Genomic DNA, 14489 nt, shown 5'->3' on the forward strand with positions numbered 1-14489 from the left:
TTCAATGACAAAGATCGTATTCATTCGGCCCGATTCTGAGGCTGTCGAAGTCACGGCGAAGATCGGCGACAGCATCATGCACGCGGCGCTCGCCAATCAGGTGCCTGGCATTCYCGCCGAGTGCGGTGGATCAATGGCCTGCGCCACCTGCCATATTTATGTGGACGAGGAATGGCTGGGCACGCTCGAACCGCTCTCTTCGATGGAAAACGAGATGCTCGACGCGACGGCGAGTGAACGTCGCAGCAATAGCCGCCTCTGTTGCCAGATCGAGGTGAATGATCGCCTCGATGGCATTCGGGTGAGGATTCCCGAATCCCAGATCTAAACATCGAGTTGGGACGAACCGAGAAGGAAGATCTCACGTGTCTGCCGGGATCGTGATCGTGGGGGCGGGACAGGCGGGTTTTCAGACCGCGATCTCGCTTCGGGAGGGTGGCTTACGCGGGCCGGTAACGCTTATCGGCAACGAAGGCCGGCTCCCCTATCAGCGCCCACCACTCTCGAAGGCGTTTCTCCATGGCCTGGCTGACGAGGCAAGCCTGCATTTCCGGCCGCAAGTCCTGTTCGAAAAGCTTGCCATCGACTTCATGCCCGACGCCAAAGTGACGACGATCGATCGCACCTCACGTGCAATCGTTTGTGGTGCGGGCCAGACTATTCCATATGAGCACGCGGTGATCGCGACCGGGTCGCGCCCGCGACGGCTTGACGTGGAAGGCGCAGATCTTGATCAGGTGGTCTATCTCCGCACCATCGAGGATGCGCTCGGACTCAAGGAAAAGCTCGCGCGTGCCATCGACATCGTGGTGATTGGCGCGGGGTTCATCGGGCTTGAATTTGCCGCGGTGGCAAGAAAGCTGGGGCGCAACGTCCACGTCGTTGAGGCTGGATCGCGGATGATGGCGCGCGCCGTCACCGCGCAATCCGCGGCTTTTGTACAGCAACGATACGAAAGTCGGGGCGTCGAATTCAGCTTCGAGACCTCGGTTGAGGTGATTGAAAGCCAAGAGCGGTTCGTCACCGGCGTGCGCCTCGGCAATGGCCGTGTTCTCAGGGCCGATCTCGTGGTGGTGGGGATCGGCGCCGTAGCGAACTGCGAACTCGCCGCGGAGGTGGGTCTCGCAACGGATGGTGGCATTCTCGTCGACGATCATCTGCTAACCAGCGATCCGAGGATCTCGGCGGTCGGAGATTGTGCCGTCCACCCCAACGTGTTTGCGGGCGCCTCGATCCGTCTCGAATCGGTCCAGAACGCCGCCGACCAGGGGCGGGCGGTTGCGGCCCGTCTTCTTGGCCAGGCGCGGCCCTATCGGGCCGTACCATGGTTCTGGTCCGATCAGGGCGACATCAAGCTGCAGATCGCGGGTATCATCACCGGCCACGATCATTGCGTTGTCCGTGGATCGGTGGAGGATGGCCGCTTTTCGGTCTTCTGTTTCGCAAATGGCCGCTTTCTGGGAGTGGAATCCATCAACCGGCCCAGCGACAACATGATGGCGAGGCGCGTTCTCGCGCTGCCACAATCGCCGACTCTCGACGACTTTGAAGCCTTCGACTTCAACCTCAAGGCAATACTCGATCGCCCCACAGACGCTGCACCAAACGACCTGTTGGTCTCCGCCTAGATCGACAACGCAAACGTGGAAGGCGGAGACGTCCGCCTCATGTGAATGTGTGTATCGCCACCACCCATATTGACAGGCGATACGGTACCGTCGCAATTACTGCGCAATATCTTGATCTTGCAACGAGACAGCAGCGAACAGCCACGTGATCCTCGCTTCAACCTCTCATCGGTCCGGGAAATGAACAAAAAAAAGCGCTACCCAGTCGTCGACGAGCGGCTATTCCTGCAATCCGTGGCTCGCGCGCTCGATGTTCTCGAAGCGTATGCGGCCGAACCAAAAGCAAAGTCACTCGGTGAAATCGCCACCGCGGCTGGCATCAACAAGAGCGCAGCCCAGCGGATCGCGCAGACACTCCTGAGCCGGGGATATCTGGAGCAGGCGGATCACGGCGGCCTCACGCTCGGTCGTGTCTTTCTCGATCGGTTCTTCGACTATCAGCGATCTAACCCGCTGATCGAGCGGGCAACGCCCGTGCTGACCGATCTGCGCAAGATCACCGGAGAGCGCGTTGATCTCAGTCTTTTCGATGCGCGGCACGACAATCTTTCGATCGTTTACGCCATCCGCCTGCAAAGCAAGCGAGAGACGTTCTATGCCACACTGGCGGGACGGCGCCTTCCGACCTTCATCTCCACTGGTGGGCGTTCATGTCTTGCGCAATTGAGCGATGATCTCGTGACGGACATTCTCGCACGTTCCGAGCTGCGACCGATCACGCCCAAATCCATCGTCGACAGGGACGCCGTCTGGGAGAAGATTCAGGAAGCGCGCCGCGACGGCTATGCTTTTGCTTCCGAAGAGGCGTTGCTTGGTGAGATCGTCCTTGCAGCATCGATCCGCAATAACGTCGGTTTGCCAATCGGAGCGGTTCATATCGCCGGTTCGATGAGCGACTGGTCTGCGGGAGATTTCAGGAAGCGCTTCGCCCCATTGGCGATTGAGGCCGCGCGCGCGTTAAGCTCGTGACCGGCGGATCTCCCAGGGCCCGAATGAATGAAGGGGGCGGGCCCGCGACGAGAGGCTTTGGCACGCCACGTCGCGTGCGTTTGCCATGACAATTCGCCTTCCCTCGCTCGTCGCCCTCAGGGCATTCGAAGCGGTGGCCCGCACCGGCAGCGTGTGCGCGGCTGCCGACGAGTTGGCGATCAGTCCGACCGTAATCTCGCGCCATCTGCAGAACTTGCAGCTTGATCTTGGGACCTCGTTGGTCGAGCCCGCGGCCGTCGTCTCGTGCTGACGTCCGCCGGCGAGGTCTTCCAGGCGAAGGTCTCGCGGGCTTTCGATTTGCTGCGACAAGCCACGCGAGATGCGCGCCCGGCACAACGTCAGAGTCTCGAAATCTGGTGCACGCCTGGTTTGGCGAATCGCCGTCTGCTTTCGCGTCTTCCCGAACTCGATGCGCAGCTGGAAAAATTGGGACATCCTGCTGCAGCCGGCCCTGGCGCATGCCAATTTCACCAGTGGCGAGGCAGGCGCGGAGATCGTCTATTTCTACGATTTTGCCCCTGCGGCGGATCTTAGTGCCGAATTGTTGGTACCGACCCGAGTTTTTCCCGTAGTGAGCCCAGCTTTCAGAGAGCGCCTGCCTCCGCTCCTGCTTCCGAGGGACCTCCTGAAGGCGCCGTTCCTCCACGAGGAATCGACAGAGAATTGGGAGCGCTGGTTCGATGGGTGTGGCAAACCTGCCGGAATTGCGCGGTCCTCGTCTCTGGCATGCCCATCTTGCCATTGAGGCTGCGCGACTGGGGCAGGGGGTTGCCTTGGCGAACAGCTTTCTCATCGACGAAGATCTGGCGGCGGGACGGCTGGTTGAAATCGGCTCCAGTCGGGGTCATCTCGGCGGCTATTATCTGGTGGTACCGACGAAGCGGCAGCGTGATCCAGAGATTAACGCCCTGCGCGGCTGGCTCAAAAGCGTGCTGTCGAGCGAGAGCGGCAATGATGCATTCAATGCACCATTTGACGGCCAATAAGCTGATTGTCGGTACCAGCAGATAGCCCCTAGGTTGACGGGAGGCAATTGCCAGGCGAGTCCATCATGACGACCAACGACGAACTGCTTTCACGCCGCAATGCCGCCGTTGTGCGCGGCGTCGGCCATTCAACGCCAATTTCCGCCGCACGCGCCCTGAACGCGGAAATCTGGGACGTGAAGGGAAATCGCTATGTCGATTTCGCGGGTGGCATTGCGGTTCTCAACACCGGTCATTGTCACCCGAAAATCATATCCGCCGTTCGGGAGAAGATGGAGAAGTTCACCCACACCTGCTTTCAGGTGCTGATGTACGAGCCTATATCGAATTGGCTGAGCGCCTCAATGCATTTGCCCCCATCACCGGCGCGACCAAGTCGGTTTTCTTCACGACCGGGGCAGAAGCCGTGGATAACGCCGTCAAGGTCGCCCGCGCCTTCACCGGCGCATTTCATGGACGCACTGCTTTCGCATCGGGCCTGACCGGAAAGGTCGTACCGTACAAGAAGGGTCTCGGCCCCGTAATGCCGGATATCTAGCACGTTCCGTTTCCGGTGCCGCAACTCGACGTGACGGTCGAGGATTCCCTCAAGTTTCTCAACTTCATCTTCAAGGCCGATATCGACCCCTCGCGCGACGCCGCAATCATCATCGAGCCCGTGCAGGGAGAAGGCGGCTTCCATCAGGCGCCCCCTGAACTCATGCGCGCCTTGCGCCGCATCTGCAACGAGCACGGCATCGTTCTCATTGCGGACGAAGTGCAGACGGGTTTCGGCCGCACCGGCCGGATGTTCGCGATGGAGTTACGATATCGAGGCGGACCTCATCTGTGTGGCCAAGAGCCTGGCGGGCGGCCTTCCGCTCTCCGGTCTCATCGGGCGGGCTGCCATCATGGATGCGGCCGAGCCCGGTGGCCTTGGCGGCACCTATGCGGGCAACCCCCTGTCCTGCGTGGCGGCGCTGGCCGTCCTCGACATCTTCGAGGTAGAGAAGCTCGTCGAGCGCTCGAACGCCATCGGGGAACGGTTGAAGGCGAAGCTCGCGGCACTCCAGCAGCGCAATGATCTCCTGCCGATTGCGGCAATTCGTGGACCCGGCGGCATGGTTGCGTTCGACATCGTCACCGACCGTGCATCGCGGCAGCCCGATGCGCAGGCGACGAAAGCCGTCACCCGGCGTGCCCACGAGAACGGTCTGATCCAGCTCTCGTGCGGAACCAACGCCAATACGATTCGCATTCTCGTGCCGCTGACGGCGTCCGATGAACTCATCGACGGGACTGACGGTACTCGAGCAGGCTCTCGCGGCGTGACCGCACGGCTCATGTTGAGCTTCTCTTTCCAGTTGAATCGTGGAGAAAACCGATGACTGCTCATCAGAAACCCGTCGCCCGTCGTGTGCTGGATCTGAAGGATCCCTCGTTGCCGCTCGGCAAGGCCTATGTGGCGGGGGAATGGATCGCGGCTTCTGACGGCAAGACGATCGCGGTGACCGATCCCTTCGACGGCGCCGTCATCATGGAGGTGCCGGATCTTGGCCCCGAAATCGCGCGCCGCGCGATCGACAGGGCCCATGAGGTGCAGAAGGAATGGGCCCGCCGGACGGCGAAGGAACGCAGCCAGGTCCTGAAGCGGTGGCACGAGCTGATCCTCGAGAATGCCGACGATCTCGCGCTCATCCTCACCACCGAACAGGGCATGCCGCTGTGGGAGGCCAAGGGCGAGATCGTCTCCAACGCGGCCTATCTGGAGTGGTTCGCGGAAGAGGCCAAGCGCATCGATGGCGACATCATTCCGCAGGCGCGAAGCGACCAGCGCATCCTGGTGCTCAAGCAGCCGGTCGGGGTCTGCGCCGCCATCACGCCCGGGAACTTTCCCAACGAGATGATCACCCGCAAGGCCGGCCCGGCTCTTGCCGCCGGCTGCACGATCGTGTTGAAGCCGGCGGCGCAGACGCCGCTCTCCGCCTTCGCCCTCGCCGTTCTGGCCGAGAGCGCCGGTGTGCCGAAGGGGGCGTTTTCGGTGACACCGGCGAGGCCAAGCCGAATGATCTCGAAGTTCCGCAATGCCGGCCAGACCTGCGTCTGCGCCAACCGCACCTATGTGCAGGACACCGTCGTCGACGCGTTCACCGAGAAGCTCACGGCAAGGTGCGAGGCCTGAAGCTTGGGCGCGGCACCGAGACCGGCATCACGCAAGGTCCCCTCATCGATGACCGCGCGGTCGCCAAGTGGAGGAGCATGTGGCGGATGCACTGGCGAAGGGCGGGACGTTGGTCATGGGCGGCAGCCGCTCGGCCCTGGGCGGCACATTCTTCGAGCCAACGGTGATGACGGGCATTAGCCAGGCGATGAAACTCGCCAAGGAAGAGACCTTCGCGTCGTTGGCGCCGATCATTTCGTTCACGGACGAGAACGAGGTGATCGCCATGGCCAATGACACCGAATTCGGCCTCGCCTCATATTTCTACGCGCGCGACATGGCGCGGGTCTGGCGCGCCGCCGAGGCGCTCGAAAGCGGGATGGTCGGCGTCAATACCGGCCTTCTCGCCAACGAGGCGGCGCCGTTCGGCGGCGTCAAGCAATCGGGCTTGGGCCGCGAGGGCTCGAAATACAGCATCGAGGGCTTCTTCGAAATCAAGTACGTCTGCCTCAGCGGAATCTGACACAAAGTCATTTCGGTACTTGATGCCATGGACCGCCCTCGAGGCGCCCATGGCACGCGCTCTGGGTTCGTGGTTAGCGCGCAGCCGCACCTTGAAGGTCGGCGATGACCCCCTGATGGTCGCGAAATCACTTGGATGCCGTTCTGAGCCCGGTCGGTGCCGGGCTAGGTTTGCGCTTGACATCGCCCCCTAGTGATGGCGCAATCCCAAAATCAATTAGAGCGTATCGGTATGCAATGCGATGACTACGACGGGGACCTTCTGATCAAGACGCGCACTTCGGAGCCGCTTGCAGCGCTGCTCAGAGCCGATGGATTGCGGTATGCGTATCGCGGCCTCCAGGCGGTGCACGACGTTTCGATTGCAGTCGGCGAGGGCGAGATCGTCGCCTTGCTCGGCGCGAACGGCGCGGGCAAGAGCACGACGGTCAAGATGATTGCGGGCGCGTTACGTCCTGCCGCCGGAACGGTGTCCTGGGCCGCCGAGAATGTGACAGGGTTTCCCTCCTACGCCATGGTTCAGGAGGGAGTCACGCTCGTGCCGGAAGGCCGTCTGGTCTTTCAGCACATGACGGTCGAGGAGAACCTCCAGGTCGGCGGCCATGTGCGGCGTGCGAGAGCTGAATTTGCGGCCAATTTCGAGCGCGTTCTCGAGGTCTTTCCGCGTCTCGCCGAGCGGAGACGCCAGAATGCCGGATCATTGAGCGGCGGCGAACAGCAGATGGTGGCGATTGCGCGCGGGATGATGAGCTCGCCCCGGCTGATGATCCTCGACGAGCCCTCGCTGGGTCTGAGCCCTCTCCTTGTGCAGCACATGTTCGCGCTGATCCGGAGGCTGAACCAGCAGGGCATCAGCATTCTTCTGGTCGAGCAGAACGCGCAACAATCTCTGCGAATTGCGGACCGCGCCTACGTTCTCGAGAAGGGGCGGGTGGTGCTGGCCGGAACAGGCCAGGAAATGCTGGTGAATCCGTTCGTCAAGCAAGCATTCCTGGGGCTTTAGTCATTCATGTGGAATTTCCGTTGAAAGGGTGAGATCGATGGCGGTCACGCGCAGGCAAGTTTTAAGGACTACGGGATCAGGGCTGATCGCGGTGGCAGCGGCGCGGTATCTCCCGGCTGGAAGTGCCCTCGCCCAGGCGGGCGCCAAAACTCTGGTCTTCGGCGGCTCGATCCCGATGAGCGGAGCCAGTGCAGAGACGGGGCAGAATGTTCTGTTTGGCTATCGCGCCGCGATCAAGAAGATCAATGAGGATCTGGGCGGCGTCAAAATCGGCAACGAGACCTACAAGCTCGATGTGAAGATGTTCGACGACGCGAGCGATCCGTCGCGGGCAACGACGCTGATTCAGCGTCAGGTCGACGAGGGGATCAACTACTTCCTCGGCTCCTTCGGCAGCAATATCGTGCTTCCCAGCTGCGCGATCACCGAACGCGCTCGCCGGCCGATGGTTCAGGCCGGGGCGGGGTCCGATCTGGTCTTCACGCAGAAAAGAAAATACGTCTTCGGTGTCTTTCCGCGCGCATCGCTCCAGTTCGAAACGTCGGCGGATTTCCTGAAGAGCCTGACGCCGGCCGTGAAGCGCGTGGCGTTCATTTACACCAACGATGCCTTCTCTAAATTCCAGGCCGAAGGCGGCAAGAAGGCACTCGAAGACAATGGCATGACGGTGGCGGACATGATCCAGCTTCCGGCCCAGGTCAGCGATGTCTCGACCGTTCTTTCGTCCATCCGCGCGAATCCGCCCGACGTCCTCATCTGCTGCGTTCACGACGATGCCGCGATTCTCATTGCGCGCCAGATGGTCTCGACCGGAACGAACGTCAATCTGCTCTACCAGACACTCGGACCGCAGACGGAGGCTTATCGTCAAGCGCTTGGCAATTACGCCAACGGTGTCGTCACGCAAGCCTATTGGTCCGAAGGTGCCGCCTTCAAGGGCTCCTATTTTGGTACGGCCAAGGACTTTGCGGATTATTACCGCAAGAATTTCGATCGCCCACTCACCTATCATATGGCGAGCGGAGCGGCGTGTATTCTGGCCTATGTGGAGGCCATGAAGAATGCGGGATCGGTCGATCCCCAGAATGTCCGGGATGCTCTGGCAAAACTCGATTTCAAGTGCTTCTACGGCCATATCCGCTTCACCCAAGATGGCGACGGCGATCCGAAACTCCTCGGGCCGCTGATCGTCCAGAACCAGAGCGGCAAGGTTGAGGTGGTCTTTCCCGAAGAGGCAGCGGCGGCGAAGGCCGTCTACCCGGTCCCGTCCTGGAAAGACCGCGCCTGAACGAGTCAGCCTCGGAAAATCGCCATAGCAGCGCTAGCGGCGAGGGCCGCTTGCGCTGCGTATCGGCGCGAAAGACCTGACAATTCGGTTCGATCCGAAGTGAGACCACGACAACAGCCGGAAGACGAGAAGGAAAATAGGGTGGTTGCATTACAAACCCTGATCGACGGTTTGATTCTCGGAGGCGTGTTTTCGCTGGCGGCGGTCGGCTTTTCGCTGATCTTCGGCGTGCTTGGCATCGTCAATCTGACTCACGGCATATTCGTCGTCGCGGGCGCCTATATCGCGCTGCTGCTATGGTCCGGCCTCGGCATAGACCCTCTGGTAGGCATTCCCATCATCATGGTGGTGCTTTTTGCGACCGGATACGTCTATCAGCGCACTATCATCCAATGGGCGACGGAGCGCGCGACGGTGGTTGCGTCCCTGCTCGTCACGTTTGGCGTGGCGCTGGTGATGCGCAATATCCTGCAGCTCATTTTCTCTTCCGACATCCGCTCCATCAGCCCGTCCTACAGCTTCGTCAGCTTCAGCCTTGGTGATCTTCGGATCGACGCCGTTCGTTTGGCGGGATTGGCGACAAGCCTCGTGCTGCTGACCGTGCTCACCTTGTTCCTGTCCCGCACGTCCTTTGGGCGGATGATCCGCGCGACAGCGCAGCAACCGCTCGCCGCAGGCCTCAGCGGCATCAACGTTCACCACGTTTATGGCCTGACATTCGCCCTGGGTGCGGCGTTCGCCGGCGCCTCCGGAGCGGTCATCGGTATTGTCGCGCCTTTCTCGCCGGCGACGGAGGCGATCTGGACGCTGAACGCCTTTGTGGTGGTCGTGCTTGGCGGTGTCGGCAGCCCGGCCGGTGCACTCCTCGGCGGTCTGCTGCTGGGGGTGATCAATACGATGACGGCGCAATATATCGGCCCCTCCTTCACCAACGCCACGATGTTTCTAGTTCTTGTCCTGATGCTCCTGGTGCGCCCGCAAGGATTGATGGGCAATGCCTTCGGGGAATCCAGATGACGCCGCTGTCTCTGAAGCCGCTGCTGGTGCTGATCCTGGGCGTTGCGGTCGTGGCCACTTTCACGGCGCTGCCGGCGATTCTACCGCCGTTCTATATTCGCGTTTTCCAGGTCTTTTTCTTCTCGGCGGGCCTCGCGCTCAGCTGGGGGCTGTTGGGCGGATTCGCCGGGTACTGGAGCTTCGGCCACACGGCCTTTATCGGGATCGGCGGCTTCACGGCCGCTCTCGTGTCCTCACATCTGCTCGACGGGGGCGGGACTGGCTGGGCAATGTTAGTGACAGTCGGCGCAGGTGGGCTGGTTGCGGCTTTGCTTGCCCTGGTCCTCGCGTATCCGCTCCTGCGTTTGCGCGGAATCTACTTCGCCATCGCGATGCTGGGCGTGGGCGAGGTCTTCAGCGAGCTGTCGAGCAGCATCGACTGGATCGGCGGCGGACTGGGGCTGACCCTGCCGGCCGGAACGGACCTCGATATCGCTCCCGAGGTCTTCTACTACTACGTCTTCCTCGCGCTGATGGCGGCGATCCTGGTGATCTCCGCCGCCACCAAGATGAGCCGTTTCGGCTATGGGCTCATGAGCATCCGCGAAGACGAGGATACCGCGCGCATGCTCGGGGTGCCGACCGACCGCTACAAGATTCTGGCCTTCGTCCTCAGCGCATTCCTGGTCGGCACGCTCGGCGCCGTCTACGCCTACAGTCTCGGCTATTTCAGCACGCCCTCCCTCTTCCGGGTCGATTTCAGCCTTAACATGATCGTCCACAATATGATCGGCGGCATCGGCACCATCGCGGGTCCGGTCATCGGCGCCGCCATCATGGTTTTTCTGACCAACGTGGTGCTCGGCTCATTTCTGAGTGTGCATCTCCTCATGACCGGTGCCCTCGTGGTCCTGATCGTTCTTTTGGCCCCGACCGGGCTGCTTGGTCTCGCCGCGCGATTGTGGCAGCGGGACCCACCGGAGGAGGAGCCGACGAGTTCGGCGCACGAACGCGACCGCCGTCTCACAAACGAGCCAGCGGAGTGATGGCGATGGGCAGCGACACCATTCTGCGCGGGCGCGGCATCTCGAAGCAATTCCGCGGATTGCGGGCCCTTTCGGACATCGATTTCGACATTCCGCGGGGCAGCATTTGCGGCCTCATCGGTCCGAATGGCGCCGGCAAGTCGACATTGTTCAATCTCATCACCGGCTATTATCCTCTCACCAGCGGAACGATCGAGTTCAATGGTTCTCGCATTGACGGCTTGGCGACGACGCGCATCAGCCGGATCGGGGTCGGACGGGCGTTCCAGATCGCCAAGCCATTCCCGGAGATGACGGTCTCCGAGAATGTCCGCGTCGGCGCGCTCTTCGGGCGCGAGGGACAGCGCGACGTCAAGGCGGTGGCCGAACACGCCATGAATCTCATGGGCCTGTCGCATCTCGCCCAGCGCAAGGCCTCGAGCCTCACCGTCGGCAGCTTGCGCAAACTAGAGGTCGCGCGTGCGGTTGCAACGCGGCCCGAATTGCTGCTCGCAGACGAGCCCTGCGCGGGGCTCAACGGAACGGAAACGGCCGAGATGATCGAGTGTCTTCGTCGCGTTCGCGATCAGGGCACGACTGTCTGGCTCGTTGAGCATGACATGCGCGCGGTCATGAGCATATCCGAGCGGGTCTTCGTCATCGATGCCGGGATGAAGATCGCCGAAGGAGCGCCCGACGTGATTGTCAACGATCCGCGCGTGATCGCGGCCTATCTCGGCGCCGAGCCGGTGGCATGACCGGAGTGGCGCATCCCGGTTTGGTCGATCCGGCGGAGATCGACACCGTCCCACACCTCGCCCAGATCAGCGAGTGGGTCCAGTTCGAGACCCCTACCGACGATGGCCCCGCCGTGACCCGCCTCGTCGCCAAGATTCACCAAGTCCTCGCCGGTGACGGAATGGTCGCAGAGCGCATCGCCGGGCGGGACGGCCTCGGCGACCATCTTCTGGCGCGAGTTCCCGGGCGGAGCGACGGCCCAGGCGTGCTCGTGATGGCGCATCTCGATACGGTCTGGCCCGTCGGCACGCTCGCCAGGCGACCCTTCCGTATCGAGGGCGACCGTGCTTACGGGCCAGGGATCTACGATATGAAAGCGGGCGGATATCTAGCGCTCGCGGCGCTTCGGCATCTCGCCCGAACGGGCAGCAAGCCAACGCTTCCCGTGACCTTGCTCTTCACCTCCGACGAGGAAATCGGCAGTCCCACGTCCCGCGCTCTGATCGAGACGGAAGCGCGTCGTGCCCGCTACGTTCTGGTGCCGGAACCCAGCATTGGGCCGGACCGCGCCGTCGTGACATCGCGCAAAGGGTGGGGGCGCTTTCGCCTGCGCGTCGAGGGACGGCCCGCCCACGCCGGCGGAAATCATCAGGAAGGCCGCAGCGCCGTTCTCGAACTGGCGCGGCAGATCGTGGCACTTGAGGGACTGACCGATTATGCGCGCGGCGTGACCGTGAATGTCGGTGTGATGCGCGGCGGAACGCGACCGAACGTGGTGCCGGCAGAGGCCGAGGCGGAAATCGACGTGAGGATTCCGAGCCTTGCCGAGGCGGAGCGCGTCATGCCGCTCATCAGCGGCCGGCAGCCTCTCGGGCTGGATGTACGGGTGATAGTTGAAGGCGAACTGAACCGCCCTCCCTTCGAGCGCACGCCCGGCATCGCCCGCCTCTATCAAACTGCAAAGGCTATGGCGCAGGAACTCGGCTTCGATTTGCCGGAGACGAACCGGGGCGGAGTCAGCGACGGCAATTTCTCAGCCGCTCTCGGAATTCCCACGCTTGACGGCCTCGGATGCGCCGGAGACGGCGCCCACGCCGAGCATGAGCACATTCTCGTCTCGTCGATCCCGGAGCGCCTCGCCTTGATGATCCGCCTGATGGCGACCCTGTCTTGAGGCGCCGCGGTTTCGTAATTCAAGACGCCGCTTCTCACAACTTACGTGAACAACGAGGACACCCATGAAACAGCACGCCGTCTGCCTGACCTTCGACTTCGACGCCATGTCTGTCATGATTGCCCGCGACCTCAAGAGCCCGACGCCGATTTCACGGGGTGAGTTTGGCGCCGTTGCCGTGGGGCGGATCCTGGCCCTGCTCAAAAAATATCGCCTCAAAGCATCGTGGTTCGTTCCCGGAACGATCGTCAAAACCTACCCGGACCATGTCCGCCGCATCGTCGATGCCGGCCATGAAGTCGGCAATCATGGCTGGACCCACGTGCCTCCCGCCAGTCTGTCTCCAGAGCAGGAGGAGGAGGGATTGCTGCGGGCCAATGAAGCGATAGCAGAGATTGCAGGGCGAAACCCGCGCGGCTACCGGTCTCCATCCTTCGACCTGAGCCCGGTCACCGTCGATCTGCTTTTGAAGCATGGCTTCGTGTACGAGAGCAGCATGATGGGTCACGATCATCATCCCTATTTCGCCCGCCACAACGACATCGTCTCGGACCATGRGCCGATCGTCTTCGGCGAGACCACGAACCTGATCGAGATGCCGGTGAGCTGGTCGCTCGACGACTATCCCCATTTCGAATTCATGCGGACCAAGGACTTCGTCCTGCCCGGCCTGCAGAATGCCGGTCTGGTTCTGGAAAACTGGGTTGAGGATTTTGACTACATGAAGCGCACGGAAGAATGGGGCGTGCTGACCTACACATTCCATCCGTTCGTTTCGGGCCGCGGCCACCGGATGATTCTCCTCGAGCGCCTGATCTGCTCGCTGCTCGAGCGTGGCGCTCACTTCGTTACCCTGGAGGAGGCTGCGTTGGAATTTCGCACCCGCAGCGCGAGCGGCGTAACAGGGAAATAGCGAACGACATCTGACGCGAGGGCGGGCCCGCACCCGCTCGCGCGGAGCCAGCCCGCCTGTTGGTCAGCGCCACTCTCTCATCAGATCCGACAGCGACACCCGCTGCCGTCCGTGAGCGTCAAAGTTTTCCGGCGAGAGCCATGCCTCGAAAGCTTTTTTGCGGCCGGGCCAGTCACGATCGAGCATGGCGAACCAAGCGGTATCGCGATTCTCGCCCTTGACGACCATGTGCTGACGAAACAGACCCTCGGGAGAAAAGCCATAGCGTAGGGCAGCCCTCTTCGACGGCTCGTTGAGATCGTTGCACTTCCACTCCAGCCGCCGGTAGCCGAGGTCGTCGAAGATATGGCGCGCTAGCAGGTAGATCGCCTCCGTTGCCACCCGCGTTCCCGCGATGTCTGGTCCGAAGAGAATATTGCCGATTTCGATGACGCCATGCGGCGGGTCGATGCGCATCAGGGCCAGCCGACCTCCGGCGCAATGGAACGCCTTGTCCACGACCGTGAAGAAGAGCGGGTCCTCCGAGGCCGCCGAACGAGACAACCACGGCTCGAGCGAGATGCGATCGGCGAAAGGCCGGTCGCCGAGATAGCGCCATAGCCTGTCCGCCCCGGGGCCTGAGCCGGCACGATATAGATCTTCGCCGTGACGAACAGGGTCAAGGGGTTCGAGGCGAGCGAAGTCGCCATCAAGGATGACTCGGCGCGGCTCTTCGCAGCCCGCCCAATTGGCGAGGCGTTGGTGATCGTCTGACATTGGAAATCCTTGGTGGCGAGCTGTCTCGAAACGAACACGTGGTGACGACACAGCCATTTTGGGCTTCCGGTGGCGCGACGCCCTCAAAATTCGTTAAGTGAATAAAAGAGGGTCTTTGGTCCCAGACCACGGGATATCCGATATAGGATGATATGCTGACGGCGCGCTTGCGACGGTTGAAGCGCTCAAGCAGTTCGGGTGAATAGCGAGTAACCCATCTGTGAACCGTCGCATGGTCGACCGAGATGCCTCGCTCGGCCATCATCTCTTCGAGGTTGCGCAGGCTCAGACCATACGCGAGATACCACCGGACGCAGAGCAGGATCACCG

The 14489-nt window shown here is 61.8% G+C and carries 13 protein-coding genes and 3 pseudogenes; 14 read left to right on the plus strand and 2 right to left on the minus strand.

What is annotated here, in order from left to right; translation table 11 throughout:
* Positions 1-4: 4 nt before the first annotated feature.
* From AC1DVM_RS10340 to AC1DVM_RS10405, 14 genes and pseudogenes are all read left to right on the plus strand, one after another.
* Positions 5-328, plus strand: coding sequence for a 2Fe-2S iron-sulfur cluster-binding protein (locus tag AC1DVM_RS10340; protein ID WP_477254255.1), 324 nt, complete (start codon positions 5-7; stop codon positions 326-328).
* A gap of 37 nt (positions 329-365) precedes the next feature.
* Positions 366-1628 carry an NAD(P)/FAD-dependent oxidoreductase gene (locus tag AC1DVM_RS10345; RefSeq protein WP_477254257.1) on the plus strand — a complete coding sequence of 421 codons (1263 nt, stop codon included), beginning with the start codon at positions 366-368 and terminating at the stop codon, positions 1626-1628.
* A 69-nt stretch (positions 1629-1697) separates the two neighbouring features.
* A complete protein-coding gene (locus AC1DVM_RS10350) occupies positions 1698-2597 on the plus strand; it encodes an IclR family transcriptional regulator (protein WP_477254259.1) in 900 nt (299 codons plus the stop codon).
* An 85-nt stretch (positions 2598-2682) separates the two neighbouring features.
* Positions 2683-2868, plus strand: a complete 186-nt coding sequence (locus AC1DVM_RS10355) for a helix-turn-helix domain-containing protein (protein WP_477254261.1) — start codon at positions 2683-2685, stop codon at positions 2866-2868.
* A gap of 430 nt (positions 2869-3298) precedes the next feature.
* Complete coding sequence (locus tag AC1DVM_RS10360; protein WP_477254262.1) at positions 3299-3604, plus strand: LysR substrate-binding domain-containing protein; 306 nt, start codon at positions 3299-3301, stop codon at positions 3602-3604.
* A 65-nt stretch (positions 3605-3669) separates the two neighbouring features.
* Positions 3670-4915: pseudogene (gene gabT / locus AC1DVM_RS10365) on the plus strand (4-aminobutyrate--2-oxoglutarate transaminase).
* Positions 4916-4967: 52 nt separating this feature from the next.
* Positions 4968-6267: pseudogene (locus AC1DVM_RS10370) on the plus strand (NAD-dependent succinate-semialdehyde dehydrogenase).
* Between the two features lie 231 nt (positions 6268-6498).
* Positions 6499-7269: an ABC transporter ATP-binding protein gene (locus tag AC1DVM_RS10375; protein ID WP_477254263.1), complete on the plus strand. Its 771-nt coding sequence runs from the start codon at positions 6499-6501 to the stop codon at positions 7267-7269.
* 37 nt (positions 7270-7306) lie between these two features.
* Entirely contained in the window at positions 7307-8557 is a 1251-nt protein-coding gene (locus AC1DVM_RS10380) for an amino acid ABC transporter substrate-binding protein (protein WP_477254265.1), read from the plus strand.
* A gap of 141 nt (positions 8558-8698) precedes the next feature.
* On the plus strand, positions 8699-9574 hold the full coding sequence (locus AC1DVM_RS10385; RefSeq protein ID WP_477254267.1) for a branched-chain amino acid ABC transporter permease: 876 nt from the start codon (positions 8699-8701) through the stop codon (positions 9572-9574).
* Entirely contained in the window at positions 9571-10599 is a 1029-nt protein-coding gene (locus AC1DVM_RS10390; protein WP_477254268.1) for a branched-chain amino acid ABC transporter permease, read from the plus strand. The genes AC1DVM_RS10385 and AC1DVM_RS10390 overlap by 4 nt, the downstream gene beginning before the upstream one ends.
* Before the next feature lie 5 nt (positions 10600-10604).
* Positions 10605-11336 carry an ABC transporter ATP-binding protein gene (locus AC1DVM_RS10395; RefSeq protein ID WP_477254269.1) on the plus strand — a complete coding sequence of 244 codons (732 nt, stop codon included), beginning with the start codon at positions 10605-10607 and terminating at the stop codon, positions 11334-11336.
* Positions 11333-12490, plus strand: coding sequence for a M20 family metallopeptidase (locus tag AC1DVM_RS10400; protein WP_477254273.1), 1158 nt, complete (start codon positions 11333-11335; stop codon positions 12488-12490). Before AC1DVM_RS10395 ends, AC1DVM_RS10400 begins: the two co-directional genes overlap by 4 nt.
* 64 nt (positions 12491-12554) lie before the next feature.
* Entirely contained in the window at positions 12555-13403 is an 849-nt protein-coding gene (locus AC1DVM_RS10405; protein WP_477254274.1) for a polysaccharide deacetylase family protein, read from the plus strand.
* 63 nt (positions 13404-13466) lie between these two features.
* On the opposite strand, the gene AC1DVM_RS10410 is transcribed toward AC1DVM_RS10405, so the two are convergent.
* Together AC1DVM_RS10410 and AC1DVM_RS10415 are read right to left on the minus strand one after the other, a co-directional pair.
* Entirely contained in the window at positions 13467-14099 is a 633-nt protein-coding gene (locus AC1DVM_RS10410; protein ID WP_477254276.1) for a GNAT family N-acetyltransferase, read from the minus strand.
* A gap of 217 nt (positions 14100-14316) precedes the next feature.
* Positions 14317-14487: pseudogene (locus tag AC1DVM_RS10415) on the minus strand (IS6 family transposase); the annotation flags it as partial.
* Positions 14488-14489 lie beyond the last annotated feature (2 nt).

This window comes from Microvirga sp. P4_A5 (assembly GCF_056402495.1).